At 57.3% G+C, this 17,383-nt stretch carries 15 protein-coding genes; all 15 read right to left on the reverse strand.

Features of this window, described 5'->3' with window-relative positions; translation table 11 throughout:
• Positions 1-40: 40 nt before the first annotated feature.
• The 15 genes from M0P56_RS02135 to M0P56_RS02205 all read right to left on the reverse strand — a co-directional run bounded on the left by M0P56_RS02135 (position 41) and on the right by M0P56_RS02205 (position 17,327).
• A complete protein-coding gene (locus M0P56_RS02135; RefSeq protein ID WP_126605237.1) occupies positions 41-274 on the reverse strand; it encodes a hypothetical protein in 234 nt (77 codons plus the stop codon).
• 60 nt (positions 275-334) lie between these two features.
• A complete protein-coding gene (locus M0P56_RS02140) occupies positions 335-565 on the reverse strand; it encodes a zinc ribbon domain-containing protein (RefSeq protein ID WP_291508402.1) in 231 nt (76 codons plus the stop codon).
• Positions 566-773: 208 nt separating this feature from the next.
• Positions 774-2,006 carry an ATP-binding protein gene (locus tag M0P56_RS02145; protein WP_291508403.1) on the reverse strand — a complete coding sequence of 411 codons (1,233 nt, stop codon included), beginning with the start codon at positions 2,004-2,006 and terminating at the stop codon, positions 774-776.
• A gap of 11 nt (positions 2,007-2,017) precedes the next feature.
• A complete protein-coding gene (locus tag M0P56_RS02150) occupies positions 2,018-4,678 on the reverse strand; it encodes a TrlF family AAA-like ATPase (RefSeq protein ID WP_291508404.1) in 2,661 nt (886 codons plus the stop codon).
• Between the two features lie 49 nt (positions 4,679-4,727).
• Complete coding sequence (locus M0P56_RS02155; protein WP_291508405.1) at positions 4,728-7,508, reverse strand: DEAD/DEAH box helicase family protein; 2,781 nt, start codon at positions 7,506-7,508, stop codon at positions 4,728-4,730.
• A 10-nt stretch (positions 7,509-7,518) separates the two neighbouring features.
• Positions 7,519-9,510 (reverse strand): DNA methyltransferase, encoded by a 1,992-nt coding sequence (locus tag M0P56_RS02160; RefSeq protein WP_291508406.1) that lies wholly within the window; start codon positions 9,508-9,510, stop codon positions 7,519-7,521.
• The gene (locus M0P56_RS02165; protein WP_291508407.1) at positions 9,507-9,707 is read right to left on the reverse strand and encodes a helix-turn-helix domain-containing protein; all 201 of its coding nucleotides are present in this window, start codon (positions 9,705-9,707) and stop codon (positions 9,507-9,509) included. Before M0P56_RS02165 ends, M0P56_RS02160 begins: the two co-directional genes overlap by 4 nt.
• A 376-nt stretch (positions 9,708-10,083) precedes the next feature.
• On the reverse strand, positions 10,084-10,875 hold the full coding sequence (locus tag M0P56_RS02170) for an ankyrin repeat domain-containing protein (RefSeq protein WP_291508408.1): 792 nt from the start codon (positions 10,873-10,875) through the stop codon (positions 10,084-10,086).
• Positions 10,872-12,488, reverse strand: coding sequence for a nitroreductase family protein (locus M0P56_RS02175; protein WP_291508409.1), 1,617 nt, complete (start codon positions 12,486-12,488; stop codon positions 10,872-10,874). Before M0P56_RS02175 ends, M0P56_RS02170 begins: the two co-directional genes overlap by 4 nt.
• Before the next feature lie 64 nt (positions 12,489-12,552).
• Positions 12,553-12,885, reverse strand: a complete 333-nt coding sequence (gene nifW / locus M0P56_RS02180; protein ID WP_215853376.1) for a nitrogenase-stabilizing/protective protein NifW — start codon at positions 12,883-12,885, stop codon at positions 12,553-12,555.
• Between the two features lie 4 nt (positions 12,886-12,889).
• Positions 12,890-13,699 carry a serine O-acetyltransferase gene (cysE, locus tag M0P56_RS02185; RefSeq protein ID WP_291508410.1) on the reverse strand — a complete coding sequence of 270 codons (810 nt, stop codon included), beginning with the start codon at positions 13,697-13,699 and terminating at the stop codon, positions 12,890-12,892.
• A gap of 15 nt (positions 13,700-13,714) precedes the next feature.
• The gene (gene nifV, locus M0P56_RS02190; protein WP_291508411.1) at positions 13,715-14,875 is read right to left on the reverse strand and encodes a homocitrate synthase; all 1,161 of its coding nucleotides are present in this window, start codon (positions 14,873-14,875) and stop codon (positions 13,715-13,717) included.
• Positions 14,868-16,076: a cysteine desulfurase NifS gene (gene nifS, locus M0P56_RS02195; RefSeq protein WP_291508412.1), complete on the reverse strand. Its 1,209-nt coding sequence runs from the start codon at positions 16,074-16,076 to the stop codon at positions 14,868-14,870. Before nifS ends, nifV begins: the two co-directional genes overlap by 8 nt.
• 2 nt (positions 16,077-16,078) lie before the next feature.
• On the reverse strand, positions 16,079-16,954 hold the full coding sequence (nifU, locus tag M0P56_RS02200) for a Fe-S cluster assembly protein NifU (RefSeq protein WP_291508413.1): 876 nt from the start codon (positions 16,952-16,954) through the stop codon (positions 16,079-16,081).
• Positions 16,955-16,958: 4 nt separating this feature from the next.
• On the reverse strand, positions 16,959-17,327 hold the full coding sequence (locus tag M0P56_RS02205; RefSeq protein WP_215876751.1) for an iron-sulfur cluster assembly accessory protein: 369 nt from the start codon (positions 17,325-17,327) through the stop codon (positions 16,959-16,961).
• Positions 17,328-17,383: the final 56 nt, after the last annotated feature.

Consider the following 17,383-nt stretch of genomic DNA (forward strand, 5'->3'; position numbering starts at 1 on the left):
CACCCAATGGACCCCGCTAAAGCCATTGTCAAATTCTGAACTAAAACCCGTCTCTCTTGCTTCCCCAGGGATGAGAGCCGGGAACCACTTCCGCTTTGATTCCGGCTTTTTCAACATCGGTGAGGGTTTTATAGAGGGTCGCTTCATGGGCTAATATACTGCCCTGCATTACGGCGACATAGCGTGCTGGCAGGTCGACATCGCAAACGTAACCGCCTCCCGGATCCTCAACGCTGCGTAAATTGCCATCCCAATCCATGAAAAAACCACTCATGATAAATCCTCGCTGGTGTTATTCCAAAAAGTCGGTGTGAGTAAAACGATGCCTGCCGAGTCAGCGCAATTTGCGCTCGGCGGGCGAAAAATTGCTCAAGTGCCCCTCTTTCGCCGCTTGCACACGACCACGCGCCATCAGTCCAGCACTGCGGCCGGGAGTGGCCACCCGCGAAAGCTGCTTTTCCAGGTGTTGACTGCCACATTGCGGGCAGTTTGGAATGGTTGAGCTCATGACCAGTAATTCAAAGTCGGCGTCGCAATCGCAACAATGGTAATCGAAGATAGGCATCTTTGCTCCTTTGTCAGGTTATGGCCAAAACGGCATCTGTTACCCGGTACAGCAATAATGATGCCTGTTCAGGTGGCGGCGTTGCAGCAGTCAGTGGCCCGACTACTTGATATGAAAGTGCATGACGTCTGGGCCAGGCTTTGCAGCCGCTTCCGGCAGCACAGCTTGATCAGAAGGGAGATGTCAGTTTTTCGATATGTTAGTCAAATTAGCGGGAGGGGATCACCACACGCAAGTAGTCATCAGTCAACTCAAATTCCGCATCTTTACCGGCAAAGTCGCGCGTCAATGGAACAATCTTGCGACGAACCCCCATACCGCGTGCATCCACGTAGCCATAGTCGCGCATGATCTCCACAATGATCGGGTTACGTGGCGATCGTTGCCCAGCCAGCATTTTTTCGATGGTCATCGAGTTCTGTAATGCACCAGGACTGGTCACTTCTAGGCGGTCGGAGTAATTGACTACCTCAACCTCAATCGAACGCGTCCAGTCGCGGTGAACGAGCGCATTGAGAAGCGCTTCACGGATTGCATCAAAGGGGTAGCGGTAGCTTGACTCCCGGCGCAGTCCCTCGTTTATCTCGCCTCCCTCCTCGGAGATGAACGGACGCATTCGATCAATCAGGCGTTCGAGAAGTCCATCTTCCACGATGTTTCGCCCTGCACCGGGTCTGCCTTCCCACAGGGCAACCAACGGGCCATCAAGCACCGTGTCATCTTGTGCCCGGTAATCCTTTGTTTCGCCAGCAAAGGACATCCAGCGGACTCCCGCGTAGCGCAGGCAACGGCGAGGGCTTCGCCCAAAAAGTATCAACCCAGCAATGGTGCATGCAGCGGGGCCATCAGGGCGGTCGACCATGAAGCCCAAACCGGTCAGCCGCTGTTCCCAGTCTTCGGTGGACTGCGGCGCCATCTGGTCGCCTGCGACATTGACCAGGTAGTCGGTAAGGCGGGCCTGATCTAAATCTTCTAAGTTGCTGCCGGATACAGGCAAAACCTCAGCGTGCAGCATTCCACCGCTTTCAAAGAGCCGGGCTTGCTGCTCCCTCGTTGCCAGACGAGATGTGCTGCCGACGCGGACAAAAATTTCCTCGCGATTGTTGTTGCGCACCACATAGGGCTTGGCCGTGCCCTGAGTGAGTGAAATAACTGCCACGCGCTTACCATCGTCGAACACCACTTCTTCGTAAAACGGTAGGGCCAGCGGATGCACGTATCGACCAAATACAGTATCCATCACCCAGGTTTCCAAGTCGGCGCGCTGGATGCCGCTGATGGTTCCGTCATCTTCCACGCCCAATAGCAGCTTTCCGCCCTGGAAATTCAGCAGCGCCACAGTCTCCTTCGCCAGTTGCTCCGGACGCAGGTCATCGCGCTTGAACTCCACGCCGGAGTTCTCGCCATTGGCGATAATTTCGAGCAATTCAGATTTCAGCATAAGGGCCACCTCTAGAACTCATATTTTTCTTTCCGCTGAATGAATGCATCTCGCCCACCTTCGAGGATATTGGCTACCTGATCGCGAATAACAGGGACGTCAATCGAACCCTGAGCATCGAAAGTCAGCGACCCATGATTTTCGATCGCTGTGAATACACCGATCCATTCAGCATCGCCAAATACCGGGATGTTGGCGTTGTGGGTGGCAAACAGAAATTGGCGACTGGTTTTCGCTGCACGCAACTCGTGGACGATGCGCTCGGCAATAAAAGCGTTGTCCAGATTGTCCTCTGGCTGATCCATGATGAGCGGGTCGACGTTTTCCAGTAACAGCATATGCAGGATCGCTGTGCATTGCTGACCTGTAGATAGCTTGTCCAATGGCCGAAAAACAGCCTCCGCTTGGCCATGCGACACATTCAGGAAAATATCTATCCGATGGTCGAGTTCCAGCGCTTCAAGTTCCATCAGGCGAGACGCAGGCAGCTTCGTCAATGCATCCGCGACCAAGGGCGTTAACGCCCAATCGACTTGAAGCTCTGCTGAACCGTTACGGATTGCCTGTGCAAGCGCTGATGGGCTGATGGCATCCCGCTCGTCGATCCACGACAGCCGCTTTTCGCCTACCCCCTCAAGCTTGCTTTCCAGCAGGAAGGCTTTCAGCGGTGTTCGATCTGCATCAGGCACCACTTCAACTTTCAATTTCCCTTCAAGACGACGGTTCAATTTCTTGGCTGCACTCTGCAAGCTCTTGGTGCGCTGGTCGCGGAGATCGGACAATTCCGCAAGCAGATTTCGACGCTCCTGCTGTTGGGATTCAAGCAGCTTGTCGTGATTGGCCACCCGAGTTTCGAGTGGTTTGATGCGCTCGATGTCCTGTAGCAGCCGCTGATAAGCCGTTCCCACCTCTTGGCCGCTTTTCCCGGCTGTCGCCGGGAGGCTGCGCAGGGCTTTTTCAAGCTCTGCCTCACCTTGTGCAATTGACTGCTTCCACAAAGCAAGTTGTGCCGCCAGTTGCTGTTCGCCGTTTGCCAGCTCGGTTGTCAGCTCGGCAAGGTGACGTTCGAAACCCTCGCGCAGTTTGTCCAAAATTGTCCGCGCTGGGCTGAGTAACGCGGCGTTGGGTAAATCTTCCAAGGCTTTGGCGCTGATAAAAGTCAGGTCGGGCAAATTGTCCCGAAGGCTCGTCACACCATCCCGCAAGTGCCGGATTTCTTCGTGGGTGCGTTCGACAATCTGCCTCTCGCGAGCAAACAGCGGTGTCTTGGCAAGTTTTTCCTGAATCCCTAACACCTGAAAACTTTGCAGTTGCTCAACCAGTTTGGGCAAGCGCGCAATCTGGGCTTTCAGGTCATCGACCTCGCCCAAGGTCTTGACCAACTTTTGCTGATTCTCGTGTAAGCGCTTTTTGAGGGTGGCGTTGTGCTGTGCGTAGTCACCATCGCTAGGTAGGAAGCGGTCCAGCAATTGAATCCGGCTCTGTTCATCCTGCGCTAGCTCATAGATTTCGTTCTGGCCGTAGATGTCGACTCCCGGCAACAGGTCGCGTGGTTGCAGGGTCGATACGTTGCCGCTTTCATCACGCACGATAGGCATTTCGCCATATCGCCTAGACACGCGATAGCGCTTGCCATGCTGTGAAGAAGAAACGACCTCTACCTCGATTCGTCCTGACGCTTTGCCCAAATTTTCCTTGATGATCTCAAGGTGGAGTTTTTGCGCTTGCTTCCCCTTTGGGGGAATGTCCAGCACGTAACGCAAGCATTCCAGCAAGGTCGATTTTCCCGTGCCGCGTCCGCCAATGACTGTGTTCAGGTGCCGGGAGAAGGCTATCTCCACGCCATCAAGATAGCCCCCCGAAATGGTCATGGACACGATCTCGCCCGCAGTCACTTCGGGTTTTTGCGAATTCAGGCGGATACGTGATTCCGGGTCAAGGAAAGCGACCTTGAAGGCATCGAAGGTCGGTTTCGTCATCTTGATCCAGCAAGTAGCGCTGGCATCATCCAGCTCAGAGGGCTTGGCTATATCCCTGGCGTTGATGACCGCAATGGGGCGTTCGCGCTTCCAGTCCGGATTCTTGTTTTCGACAATTGACTTGTAATTCGCAGGTAGGTCACCTACCGCACCAGGTATTTGCCCAGCACGGACCAGGGCATGGTTTTTCCAAATGTGAATAAATCCACCACCATCTTGGTTAAGACGAAGCAAGCCGTTCTTGCCAGTGGTATGTGCGGCATACCAAAAACCACCAAGTTCTTGAATGATTTTTGCCAGCTCAAGACAAGCCATATTGGAAGGCCAAACTTTTTCTTCGGGGTCCGTAAGGTCAAGTTTGCCTAAATAACGATTCAACTGATCCTTCGTCGTGCTTTCCGGAAACAGGCAGACCATGTGAATTTTCTCGGTCGAGGCAATCTCGAAACCGGGAAATACGACGATGCCGTGGGGTGCCAACATGTTGCGCAGCGTATCAATGCTGTCCACGCTGCCATGGTCAGCCAGGCCGACGACTTTGATATCGAGTTCCTGGCACTTTGCCAGCAGCGCCTGGTTGTAGTCGGCCTCGCTCATGCCGTGCTCGCTGCCCCGGTAGGCACCGTTGTAACCAACCGGGTTCACCTGCAAGGCGCACCGCCAGAAACGGGCATAGGTGTACTGATCGCTCATTTTTTTCTCCCCGCCAAGCTGCCATGAGTGGGCGCCAAAGTGGTTTGCATCAGTTCACCAGTTCCTCAAGCGTGCTCACCACCCTGAACTGCACCTGCTCGAAGTTCTTGAAGTGCCGTTTGCCGCACTCGATGCGCAGGTCTTCAATCGGTCGCAGTAGATCAAGCCGCACATGGTCGCCGGAGCCCGTCTTCTTGGTTTCGGCCACAAAGTAAAGCGTCGTGTCGTTACGGTAGGCCACAGCCCAATCGGGGTTGTATGGCCCAACCGGCGTCTCGATCTGGAACCAGCGCGGCAGTTTGATGTAGAACAACACGTCCGCGTTGTCCTCGCATGCCTGCGCAAAAACACGCTCCGGCCCTGAATTCGAGTCGATGATGACGTGCGAGAACAGCGTCTTTTCCTGCTTCTCGACGACCTGGACGTTGGATGAGAACACCTCCATCAAGTCGTCGCGCTCGAAACGACGCATCTCGTAGACCGCATCGTCCAGCTTCACGTATTTCACGCCGCTGCCATCCGAGCCGTCGCCGTAAACCAGAAACTCGTGCTTAACCGCGTTGACGAGTTCCGAAGCGTGATCAATAAACGCCTGGGGGTTGTTTACTGCGTCATTCAGGCGACTCGATTTGAGCAGGATTCGCGCCACGGTGGACTTTGCCAGCCCCGTCTTGGCCTGCACCTGGCCGACAAAATCCGGCATCACGTACTTGGCTTCCACCGACTGCGTGCGATACCCGGTCTGCTTGCCGACCACGCCGTCCGTGCCGATGGCAATCTCCGCGCGGGTCAGCGCCACCTTGGGCCGCTCGATGGCTGGCATTTTTGCCTTGATACGGCCTGCGGCCTTGGTAATCAGCTCACCGGTCTTGTATGCCACGCTGTAGCGGGTGCGTGCCCGAATCCGCTCCCACAGCGCAAGGAACTGCGGATCGGCCTCAAAACCTTTCCTCAAGCGCACCGTCACCTTGTCGCGCTCGTTCTGAATCATCTCGCGCTTAAACTTCACGCCCGCCTCGACCATCTCGGTCTGCAACTGGTTGGCGAAGTCCTCATAACTCTCGTTGGCGATGATGGTCAGCCGGTTGATGGCCGGGTCGCGCACGCGCTCACCATCCTGATTCACTGCGAGGCGCAGGCCACGCCCGATCTCCTGTCGCTTCTTGATCTCGGAACTCGACTCGGCCAGGGTACAAATCTGGAACACGTTGGGGTTGTCCCAGCCCTCGCGCAGTGCGGAATGGCTGAAGATGAAGGCCAGCGGCTCATCCAGTCCCAGTAAGCGCTCCTTGTCGCCCATGATGAGTTCAAAGGCGCTTGCTTCGGCATCGGCGTTGGTCTTGCCGGTCAGCGTCTCGAAGGGCGACACGGCCCGCTTGTCTTGCGAGAAATAACCGTTGTGCACCGCCGTTGCGTCGGCGGTCAGCAGGCCCGCGAATTCCTCCCTGGCCTGGTACTGTGCATAGATTTCCTCGAACCACTCCGCGAATTTGCCCTTGGCCGTCGTACCATCCTCGCCATACATCCGGTAGTTCGCCACCCGGTCGATGAAAAAGACCGACAGCACCTTGATGCCCATTGGGTGTAGCTTCCTCGCCTTCTCGAAATGGCGCCGCACCGTGGCCTCGATCTGCAAGCGCAGGATCGCGTCGGTAAGCGCGCCATGCGGGCGGCCCACGGCAACGCGCACATCGTTGGCAAAGGTGACGAAGCCCTCGCCCGCGTCGATCTCGTTGACGATGAAACCGTTGCGGTAAGTTTCCCGCTGGTTGGACAGCGCATAGAGATCGTCGCCGTTCTTCACCGCCACCGATTTCTTGGCCGGTCCTTGTGCTTCGTTGACCCAGATGGAGAGCTTGGCCGACACGCTGCGCTTACCGGTCTTGAAGCTTTCCACCTTGATGAACGCCTGGTTCGCATCCTTCAGCTCGATGACCGAATCCACGCCGATCTGTTTGACCAGCCCCAGTTCATAGGCGCGCACCGGGTCAAGCGAATAGATCAGGTTGTAAGCGTTGCGGTGGGTGGCCGAGTAACGCAGCGTACATAGGGGGTTGAGCCGGGCGATGGCCTGCTTGCGAATGTCGGTTTCCAGGTTCTGCGGCTCGTCCAGGATCACGACGGGGTGCGCTGCCTGGATGAACTCGATGGGCTTCACCCCCGTCTCGCGCACCTGGTTGATGACGTTGCCCTTGGCCTTTCTTTTTGCCTTGCCACCCGCCGCGTCATCGCTGGCCTCAGTCGAATCCTTGGCAAAGGCGTCGATGTTAATGACCAGAATCTGGATAGCGTCGGAGAGCGCAAAATTTCGCAGTTGACTGACCTTGGCCGAGTCATACACCATGAATTCCATACGCTCATAGTCATAGAGCGTCTGGAAGTGCTCGCGGGTGATTTTCAGGCTGGACAGCACACCCTCGCGGATTGCCACCGACGGCACCACGATCACGAACTTCTTGAAGCCGTAGGTCTTGGACAACTCGTGAATCGTGCGCAGGTAGACGTAGGTCTTGCCGGTACCCGTCTCCATTTCCACCGTGAAGTTGGGAAAACCGCCAACGGGCGTGCCGTCATCCAGGGTCATCGTTGCCAAGGCATCCGACGGTTCAATGCCGTGCGCCCCCTGTACTGCGTGCAGACTGGCAAGCCATTGCGCATCGTCGATCACGCGCCGGTTGGCAATGCCCGTTTCGGTGAGGGCCAGACTGGAAAGCGTGTCGTCCCGCGTCACGGCGGTTTGTGACGCGTCCGGCTGCCCCTCGAACAGCGCCACCACGGCGCGGATCGCTTCGAGCTGGTAATCCTGGTGGGCGTCGAATTGCAGTTTCATTCGCGTTGTCTCACAGGCAGGTGAAGCGGATGCCCGCATCGCGGCACTGTAAGTCCAGATTGGTCTTGAGCATGTCCGAATCGTTGAATACGCCATCGATGGCGATGATCTCGCGCGGCTTCATTTCCACGAGCGGCACGATCATGGCCTCAGTGAAGGACTCCAGCACGAAGAGCATTTTGCGGTCGTGGATGGCGAACACCTTGCCGCCCGCCACTCCCAGCGACTCAATGGGGGTGGTCAGTTCCTGCCCAAATTTCAGCAGCAGTTCGTAGAGCATGTCTTCGACGGCTGCGCCTTCCTTCTCAGATCTGGCGAACATCTGCATCTGCTCGGCCAGTTGCTCGGGAGTGTCGATGCCGTCGCCGCGCCATTGCTTGAAGTTGGATGGGGTAAGAAGGAAGGATTTGAAGCCTAGGTTGGTCGGCACTGGGGTTGCTAGATCGGCCCCAGCCTTAGCGCGTTCGATACTTCGCCCGATCCTTTCACGGCAAACCTCTGCAAGAGATGCGAAACCGGCCTTTCCTGCATCACTGTCTGGTTCTATAGCTTCTGGTAACTGAACGCACACGAAGCGCCGAGAGGTGCCCTCTGCCTGGTTGATATCCAATACTGCCTGTCCCATGGTTCCCGTCCCGGCAAAGAAGTCGAGGATCAGATCACCACCTCGGGTTGCCATTTGAATGACCCGCCGCATAAGGAATGGCGACTTCGGATAGTCGAAGAAACCAGCGTCAAACAACTCCTTGAACTCGCGCTTCCCTACGTCAGTGGAAATCTCTCCACCTCTCCAGAAAGACTTGGACTTTGAAGTGCGTTCAAAAAGCTCATCGTCATCATCTTCCTCTTCGTCCACATCTGTTTGGGCGGCATCAGGTTCAAGGTAGACACGGTAGTCCACATCCCAGCGCTCTTTGGACCCCGAATATCTCGCCTCAAGGATCGAAAGACTCTTTGCCACTGATTCCTTGCCCCAACGCCAGCGACCATCACTGCCGTCTCCACGCTTCGGCAAAATTTCAACGTCGTCGGCTGACTGTCGAGTCAAGGCCAGTTTTTTCGTGCCTTCGTTGTAGAAGATTGGGAAGAACATCTTCGGCCTGTCCTTCCGCTGATCTTGCGAACCTCGCTTGCGAAGATCCCGTAGCGCATACTTCTTTCCCCGTGAGTCTGTGTACTTGTAGTTTTTCAACTGCTCCTCGGTCAGGGGCAAGCCATGCGACTCGAATCCGTTACGAGAAAAAACAAGCAGGTATTCATGGCAGGTCGCAACATTCTTTTTGTCATTTCTGCCTTTGAGGTTGTTGATTACAACAAGTTGAGCAACGAAGTGCTCCTCCCCAAAAACTTCATTCATAAGCAACCGCAGGTTATGCACCTCGTTGTCATCGCAAGACACGAAGATCACCCCATCTTCTCGAAGCAGATTCCGCGCGATATATAGACGTGGCAACATCATTGAAAGCCAATTGCTGTGGTAGTGGCCGCTTTCCTTGCTGTTCTTGCGGAAGAAGCCTTCACGCATCAACGTGCCATCGTCGGCGAGATCGTTTATGCGCTTGAGGTAGTCCTCCTTGCTTTCCTGAAAGCGGTCGGGGTAGATGAAGCTGTCAGAGCCGGTGTTGTAGGGCGGATCGATGTAAATGAGCTTGACCTCGCCGAAGTACGCCTTCTGCAAGACCTTGAGCACTTCCAGATTCTCGCCTTCGATGAACACGTGTTGCGCCTGGTCGAAGTTCACCGATTTGTCGCGCTCGGGCTGGAGCGTGGCGGTGGACGGCGTTTGCAGCACCTTGTAGGCGTCGCTCTTGCCTGCCCAGGTCAGCGCATAGCGCTCGCCGCCTTCAATGACAACGCTCTCGCCCAGCGCCCGTTTGAGGGCGCCCAAGTCGAGCTTGCCTTCGGAAAATGCCTCGGGGATGAGCGCGGCCAGTTGCGCGCGGCGCTCGTCGGCAGGGTTGGGTGATGCGGCCAAGTTGGTATCGTTTTGCGGATCGCTCATGTTTTGTCCTGTGTCTTCTCGGCAATCTGCGCTGCAATCCAGCGATCGAGCTTGGTGCGGCGAAACCGCCAGGTGCCGCCCAGCTTGAAGCTCGGTATCTGGCCCTGCTGAGCCAGCCGGTAAACGGTTTTCCTGCCTGCCTTCAGGTAGGCGGCCACTTCGTCCAGCGTGAGAATTTCGCCATCTGCTTCGGTCATATCAGGCAGCTCGGTTGGTATCGCGTGGTGGAGTGTTCCAAAGTCTGACCAATTCTGCCATATTCAGGCAAATGGCGCCAAGGCGTTGTGAAAACACTCGGTAGATTTTCGCACCCGCGAAAATCGGGCAGGGCGATGTGCGCGTTTTTAGCATTCAACCCGCCGCACATAACCGTGCGCGCGGCGTTCCCGGAGAAACGTGGATGCGTTACAAAGGGAACGCGGTGTGTAATGACGCCGAAGTGCAGCCCGGCTTTAGGTCATGCTGCCAAGTGGCATAGTCAGTTTATCACGACTGCCCGTCCAAAAGTGTCTTTGTGACCATGTCCTCACTGTTGCCAACTCTGTCTATCGAATCGTATGCGAGGGCAACTGGTCAGCACGGATGAACCATTTTGGCCGCACGACGTGGTGTTTCGCGCAGCAAATTCAGACATTCCAGATTGGCGACCATATCCAGTGCAGTGAAATCATCGAACGAAAGGAGCCTCCGGTCTGCACCGAATGCCAGCAAACGCTCCACTACCGCCGTCTTGCCAGCGGATGCAGCATACATCAGGCAAGTGGCGCCGTTGTCATTCTGGTGGTTAATGTTGGCACCAACCGCCACCAGCAGGTCCAGTGTGTCCAGATTCTCACTGACACAAGCGAACCAGAGGGCCTGATTGCCATCGTTGTTGCGCTGGTGCGGGTCGGCACCGGCGGCGAGCAGTTCAGCCACTCGTTCAGGATGGCCTTCACCGGCGGCGCGCATCAAGGGCGTCACCCCGTCGCGGGTGCGCGCGTGGATGTCTGCGGCGGGAAACTCCTGCGCCGTCAGCCAGCATTGCAGCGGCTCGCTGAGCTGCGGATTTGCGGGCGTATGCACCTTGCACCAGGCTTCGTAACCGCCATCCAGACTATATACCTCCGCAAAACCAAAATCGGCAAAGAGTTGGGCACGCATCTGGCTGGCGTTGCCATGGTAGCAATAGATCAGCACGGGACGATGTTTGGCCATGTTCAGCACATAGTCATCGGCGTTGTAATCGCCCAGGGGAGAAGCTCCGGCAATATGTCCGGCCCGGAAGTCGCTGGGATGGCGGCAATCCAGTAACACGGTGTCCTGCCTTTGCAGGAGTTCGCGGGCCGTATGCACATCAATACGCTGAAAGGAGCGGGTATTCATGAGTTTTCTCCGGTGTGAGTGTTCAGTTCTCTGTGGGCATAGGGCGGGAGGGTGCTAATCCGCGTATCCGTCAGGGCATGACCCACGGTGAAGTGGTAAAGGGATTGCAGGCTGTTATCCTTGATCCCCAATATTTCATGCACGGCATCATCAAAAAAACAGCCGATGCCGGTGCCGTTCAGACCCAGGGATTCGGCTTCCAGATACAATATCTGGCCCAGCAGCCCGACTTCCTGGTAGAGCAAACGATAATGCCAGGCACCGCTCTTCAGGGGGTCGGCATACTCCGCCAGAAAGGCCACGGCAAAGCAGCTATCGGCAGCAATGGCCTGATGACAGGACAGGGTCCGGGCGATACTGCGCACGTCCCCACTATAGAGTCGCCGCAGGGGCAGATGGGTGGGCGCAGTAGCCACTGCTTCCCAGGAGAAGTCGGGATTGAGGGCCATGCGTAGCACTGGGCCGCCCTCTGCTGTGCGAGGCAGGGCATAGAGGCCGCTACTCAGGCCACTAACGCGATGCACAAAAAGTATCGGATGGATGCGTGGGGTGAAGGGCCAGACATCCCAGGGCAGGGCGGAACGGGGCAGCAACGCATCCAGGAGCGTAAAGAAATCGTCAGCCACCATGACCGTCTTCGGGTCGAAGCGCTGGGCGCTGCGCCGACGGCGGATCAGGGCGCTGGCGGCGGTCTGCCCCGATTTTTTGCGTGCTGGCCATGGATCAGGCGGAAGCGGGTCGGGAGTGAGTACCGGCATCCTGCTGGCGCTGGTCGTTTCGGCGATGACCGACCACTGGTATAGGGGGTGGGGATCCAGGCAGTTGGCCTGACCCCGCCATTGCCCCGGCAGCGCAGCAGGACTACCGATGACGGAAGACATTGTATCGGCTGGGAGGATTTCCAGCAGCAGCTCCGCATCCTCGCCTTCGGCATGCGCGAAATCGCTGGAACGATCCAGACCGAGGAGACTGCGCAGTCGGGTATCGTCCACATCCCCGCGCAGGCGAAGGTGCCAACCCAGGGTACCGGCAGCGTAGCGCAGGGCACCCAGCGCATGGCCAATATCCAGTTGGCAATAACGCAGTGCCCGTTCGCCATATTTCCATGCTTCGCGCCACGCTATGGAAGTCAGCGCGATATACACCCGTGAGCCGTGCTGTCCGGCATCGGGATACCAGCGTTGTTCTAACAAATGATCCCGACTCAAATAGTGGTAGAGTCCATCACTGATGCCCTGCACCCCGAAGGCGAGAAGATAGGCCTCGGTGGGATGCAGGTTGCCGCTGGACGGGTTGCAGCGCAACGCCCAGCGATCAGGGCCGTATTCCTTCCAGGCCGCCAGCCCGAGGGAAAGCTCCAAAAGCTGCGCGACCGCCTGGAGAGTGAAGGGTTGGGGCGTGGCGGCGGGCAACCCGGCGAAAGTGACGGCAGTCTCGTCCGTCAGCAACGGTAAGATGCGCTGCGGGCTCCCGGTGAACGCGCGGAAGGGGTTGGGTTGTGTATCCCAGTCCAGCGCTTCCGGCCCGGCGGCATAGCGATTCAGGTGATGCTTGGACCGTTCATGGTAGGCCATCACCACTTGCACCGCTTCGCTGTTATTGCTTGTCGCCATGATGTGCGCCGTTCCGTTAGTCAGCCTTGGTCGTGGCATTTTATTCCGGTGCGGCAACCGCCTGTCAACGCGCTTTCGGCGCGCTGACCGCCACCTTTTCCAGAGAGACGTGACTGACACCCATGGCCTGGTGAAAGACTTTGAACACCTTTTCGGAGACTGCGTCAGATACCACAAAATCCTGATACGACTGGCTGAGTAATTTCACATAAAGCGCTTGCAGCGCCTGATCATCCAGGGCGTCCGTATTCCCCTCTCTTTTCAGGTAGTCATGAAAACGTTTGAGGATATGGAGACGATTAATATGGACCACCGTCTCATCATAGTCGATGTTCAGAAACTTCAGGAAATCCTCAGCGGAGGACAAACTCGCCAGTGTTTTACGTAGATCACTCATGGTGTCATCCTTGGAATTCGTCAGAGGGGAGGGGAGCTAAAGCTGCTGGGCTGCTGTTTGGCCCACACAGGTTGGGATCGGAATCCGGACAGTTATTGCAGTCCTTTTCCGTCAGTTGCACAGCACGCCCGCTGGACTGGACCTGCAATTGCAGTTGGGAAATCCGTTCCATCAGGCACTGAATGGCCTTGCCCACCGGGTCCGGCATGAGATGGTGATCCAGATCAATGCCGTGGGCGTTGATGCGGCGGCGTTCCGCAGGCAGCACGACGCGGCCGGGGATGCCCACGACCGTCATACACGGCGCCACATCGTTAATGACCACCGCATTGGCACCCACCTGACTGTCATGACCGATAGTGACGGGCCCGAGGATCTTCGCACCTGCACCCACCATGACCCGATCCTGTAATGTCGGGTGACGCTTGCCCGGATTCCAGCTCGTGCCCCCCAGCGTCACCCCATGGTACAGGGTGCAATCATCACCAATCTCAGCCGTTTCGCCAATCACCACGCCCATGCCGTGATCAATGAAGAATCGGCGCCCGATCTGTGCCCCCGGATGGATATCGATGCCGGTCGAGAAGCGCGCCATCGCGCTGAGCACGCGCGCCGGATACCGCCAACCGCCCAGCCACCAGCGATGGGCGAGTCGATGTGCCAGCAACGCGTGTACCCCAGGGTAGGTAGTAAGGATTTCCAACGTACTGCGGGCAGCCGGATCGCGCTCGAAAACACAGTGAATATCGTCGCGCAGGTTGCGCCACAGACCGGACTTGTGGGGTTGTTCTTTGTCGAGCAGGGTAGCAGCCACGGGCCAGTCCTCCATTCAGGAATGAGCGTGCAGGGACTCCACGCTCTCCAGAAGAAAGCGATGCAGGTCCTCTACGGGCGGTGGTGCCTTGTGCTGAAGCACATAGACGCGAATCTGCTTGAGGATGCTTTGTGCTTGTAATTCGGTGATGGCACTGCCCAGTTCAGCGTAGGCGCGCATGATGGCCTTGGTGCCGGAATGCTTGCCCAGCACCATGTTATGCTGGCGCCCCAGTTCCTCCGGGTCGAAGCTCTGGTAGTTGCGGGGGTTTTTGATCAGTCCATCGACGTGAATACCCGACTCGTGGCTGAAAATGGCATCGCCGACGATGCTTTTTCCGGCGGGCACCGGTCGCGCGGAAGCCAATGCCACCAATTGCGAAATCGCCTTGAACTGGCGCACTTCAATGCCGGTCTCGAAACCGTGCAAATGATGCAGACACATCACTACTTCCTCCAGCGCGGCGTTACCGGCGCGCTCGCCCAGACCGTTCACCGTCGTGTTCACATGGGTGGCACCAAAACGCAGGGCCGCGATGGAGTTGGCAGTGGCCAGACCCAGATCGTTGTGAGCATGGATTTCAATTTCCATATCCGTGGCCGCCCTTAAGCGCCGCATGATATGGGCGGTATTAAAGGGTTCCAGAATGCCCAGGGTATCGGCATAGCGAAAGCGGCGCGCCCCCGCGCGTTGTGCGACCTCCATGACCCGCAGGATAAAGTCCAGCGGCGTCCGGGAGGAATCTTCGCCACCTACCGCCACGTCCATGCCGCTATCCAGTACCTGCTTCACCCGGCGATCCACCTGCTGCAAGACCCACTGACGGTCTTTGCCCAGCTTGCTGCGAATCTGGATATCCGAAACCGGCACTGAGGCGTTGACCATATCCACAGCACAACGCTTTGCCGCAGCGAGGTCCGTATCGTGCATCCGGCACCAGACCACGAGGCGGGCGGGAAGGCCCATCTGGGCAATGCCCCGGATGGTTTCTTCCTCTTCACTCCCCATGGCAGGGATGCCGATCTCCAGCTCCGGAATCCCGGCATTGGCCAGACTCTTGGCGATAGCCAGTTTTTCCTCGGGGCGGAAAGCCACCCCTGCGGTCTGCTCGCCGTCGCGCAGGGTGGTGTCGTGGATTACCGAGAAGCTTTTGGAGGTCGGGCTGATTTCATGCATACACGGGTGCAAAAGCGTTGTCGGTGAGAATGGGGCCATTGGCACCCCAGTAGGGGGACAAACGCCGCAATTGCTCGATGATGGGTGGTGTCTGCGTAATCACCCAGTCCACCTCGGCTTCCGTGGTCTCCCTGGATAGGGAGAAACGGATGGTGCCGTGTGCCGCGGTATAGGGAATATCCATGGCGCGCAGCACATGGGACGGCTCCAGCGACCCGGAGGTACAGGCGGAACCCGAGGAGGCGGCGATACCGACCCGGCTCAGGAGCATAAGAATGGCCTCGCCCTCGATGTATTCAAAAGAGATGCTGGACGTATTGGGCAGGCGGTGTTCCGGATCGCCATTGGCGAAAGCGTAGGGCACCTGCGCCAGTATCCCGGTCTCCAGACGATCCCTTAAAGCGCGCACCACGGTGTTTTCATACTCCATATGCTCCAGGGCCATGTCTGCCGCCAGCCCCAGGGCGATAATGCCCGTAGTGTTTTCTGTTCCGGCCCGGCGTCCGCGTTCCTGGTGACCACCGCGCAGCATGGGTCGGTAGCGGGTGCCCCGGCGCACATAGAGCGCACCGACGCCTTTCGGGGCATGCAGCTTATGCCCGGAGAGGGAGAGCATGTCGATGGCCGATTCCTGCATGTTCAGGGCAATTTTGCCCACCGCCTGCACGGCGTCCGTATGAAAGAGTGCGCCTTTTTCCTTGGCCATCCGTGCCATGGTTTCGACGGGGAAGATCGTTCCCGTCTCATTGTTGGCATACATCATGGAGACGACGGCCACCTGCTCGCTGAGCGCTGCGGCATACGCCTCCATGGAGATGCGCCCAAGTCTGTCCACGGGAATGTAGTGGACTTTGTAGCCTTCATGACGTTCGAGATGATCACAGAGAGACAGAATGGCTGGGTGTTCCACCACGCTGGTGATGATTTCCCGGCGGCTGGGTTGTATGGCCAGGGCCGAGAGGATGGCGGTGTTATCGGACTCCGTACCGCAGGAGGTAAAAATGATTTCCGAGTCGTGTTCTACCCCCAGCAGCGCCTGTACGGAGGCGCGCGCTTCTTCCAAACGTTTGCCCACATCGCCGCCGAAGCTGTGCATGGAGGAGGGGTTGCCGTAATACTCGCTGAAGTAGGGAAGAATGGTCTCCAGCACCCGGGGATCTACCCGGGTAGTGGCATTGTTGTCCATATAGGCGCTGCTCATGGCTACACCCCCACGGCTTGCGGCATACTGGCTGGAACTACCCGTACCGGACGGCCCAGAGTCAGCATCAGGCGTTCCTGGATGCCGGAAATGGTAATCCCGGAAGACTGGCAGTTCATGCACGAGCCACTCATGGCCACCATGACCGTATCACCATCCACATCGACCAGTTCGATATTGCCGCCATCCATCTGGAATTGTGGGCGCATTTCATCAATCACGGCGGATATTTTCTGGATTTTCTGCACCATGGTCATGGGGGCCGGGGCGGCCTTGGCGGCGGGTTTCGCTGCCACCACCGGTAGCGGCGCGCTGCCGTTTACTGCCGCGAGGATATCTTCGATCTGCTCATGGCAGCTCTGGCAGCCGCCGCCCGCCTTGGTATAGAAAGTGATCTCTTCGACCGTCGACAAATGGTTTTCTCTGGCCACCTTCTCAATGAGCGCCGAGTCAATGGCGAAGCATTTACATACCAGCGCGCCTTCTTCGTGATCATCTGCCCATTCTTCGCCGCGGTAATTGGCGATGGCGGCGTGCAGGGCCTCGGCACCCATAACGGAACAATGCATTTTCTCCGGAGGAAGCCCGCCCAAAAACTCAGCGATGTCCTGATTGGTGATTTTGAGCGCTTCATCCAGCGTCTTGCCCTTGATCAGTTCAGTCAACGCCGATGACGAGGCGATGGCGGAGCCACAGCCAAAAGTCTGGAAGCGGGCATCCAGAATGACATCCGTATCTGGGTCTACTTTGAGCATCAGGCGCAGGGCATCCCCGCAACTGATGGAGCCGACCTCGCCGACCGCATTGGCCTCTTCGAGGACCCCGGTATTCTTGGGGTTGAAAAATAAATCTTTGACTTTATCGGTATAATCCCACATGGCGTCAGCTCCGATGTCCGCAGGAGGAGGCTGAGGAAGCGGAGGCTTCGTCTCCCGTGGTGAATGACGACCCGCAACCGCAGGTTCCCGTAGCATTGGGGTTTTCGAAACGGAAGCCGCTGCCGCTGAGTTCATCGACATAGTCGATGACGACCCCGCTAAGCAGCGTGGCGCTGGCGTTGTCCACGTAAACCGGCACACCCTCTATCGCCACCACGGTGTCCTCGGCGCCTGCTTCGGCCTCCAATCCCATTCCATATTGATAACCGGAACAACCGCCTCCGGTCACCGCAACCCGTAATCCGCTCGCTTCAGGATTCTCTGCAAGCAGATTCTTTACGACATCAATGGCTTTTTCCGTCAATATCAGCATGACATACTCCTTACGCGACAGGGGTTCCTGTATGCTTCTTTGCAAGACTTGGGCCA

Origin of the sequence: Acidithiobacillus sp. (assembly GCF_023229925.1) — a bacterium.
Classification (GTDB): Bacteria; Pseudomonadota; Gammaproteobacteria; order Acidithiobacillales; family Acidithiobacillaceae; genus Acidithiobacillus.

What these genes read in the sequence shown, in the direction of transcription:
- nifS (WP_291508412.1), bottom strand. Translation starts at nt 16,076, where the DNA reads ATGAGCAGCGCCTATATGGACAACAATGCCACTACCCGGGTAGATCCC.
- M0P56_RS02140 (WP_291508402.1), bottom strand. Translation starts at nt 565, where the DNA reads ATGCCTATCTTCGATTACCATTGTTGCGATTGCGACGCCGACTTTGAA.
- M0P56_RS02165 (WP_291508407.1), bottom strand. Translation starts at nt 9,707, where the DNA reads ATGACCGAAGCAGATGGCGAAATTCTCACGCTGGACGAAGTGGCCGCC.
- M0P56_RS02205 (WP_215876751.1), bottom strand. Translation starts at nt 17,327, where the DNA reads ATGCTGATATTGACGGAAAAAGCCATTGATGTCGTAAAGAATCTGCTT.
- M0P56_RS02155 (WP_291508405.1), bottom strand. Translation starts at nt 7,508, where the DNA reads ATGAAACTGCAATTCGACGCCCACCAGGATTACCAGCTCGAAGCGATC.
- M0P56_RS02160 (WP_291508406.1), bottom strand. Translation starts at nt 9,510, where the DNA reads ATGAGCGATCCGCAAAACGATACCAACTTGGCCGCATCACCCAACCCT.
- M0P56_RS02170 (WP_291508408.1), bottom strand. Translation starts at nt 10,875, where the DNA reads ATGAATACCCGCTCCTTTCAGCGTATTGATGTGCATACGGCCCGCGAA.
- M0P56_RS02145 (WP_291508403.1), bottom strand. Translation starts at nt 2,006, where the DNA reads ATGCTGAAATCTGAATTGCTCGAAATTATCGCCAATGGCGAGAACTCC.
- M0P56_RS02150 (WP_291508404.1), bottom strand. Translation starts at nt 4,678, where the DNA reads ATGAGCGATCAGTACACCTATGCCCGTTTCTGGCGGTGCGCCTTGCAG.
- nifW (WP_215853376.1), bottom strand. Translation starts at nt 12,885, where the DNA reads ATGAGTGATCTACGTAAAACACTGGCGAGTTTGTCCTCCGCTGAGGAT.
- nifV (WP_291508411.1), bottom strand. Translation starts at nt 14,875, where the DNA reads ATGCATGAAATCAGCCCGACCTCCAAAAGCTTCTCGGTAATCCACGAC.
- M0P56_RS02175 (WP_291508409.1), bottom strand. Translation starts at nt 12,488, where the DNA reads ATGGCGACAAGCAATAACAGCGAAGCGGTGCAAGTGGTGATGGCCTAC.
- M0P56_RS02135 (WP_126605237.1), bottom strand. Translation starts at nt 274, where the DNA reads ATGAGTGGTTTTTTCATGGATTGGGATGGCAATTTACGCAGCGTTGAG.
- nifU (WP_291508413.1), bottom strand. Translation starts at nt 16,954, where the DNA reads ATGTGGGATTATACCGATAAAGTCAAAGATTTATTTTTCAACCCCAAG.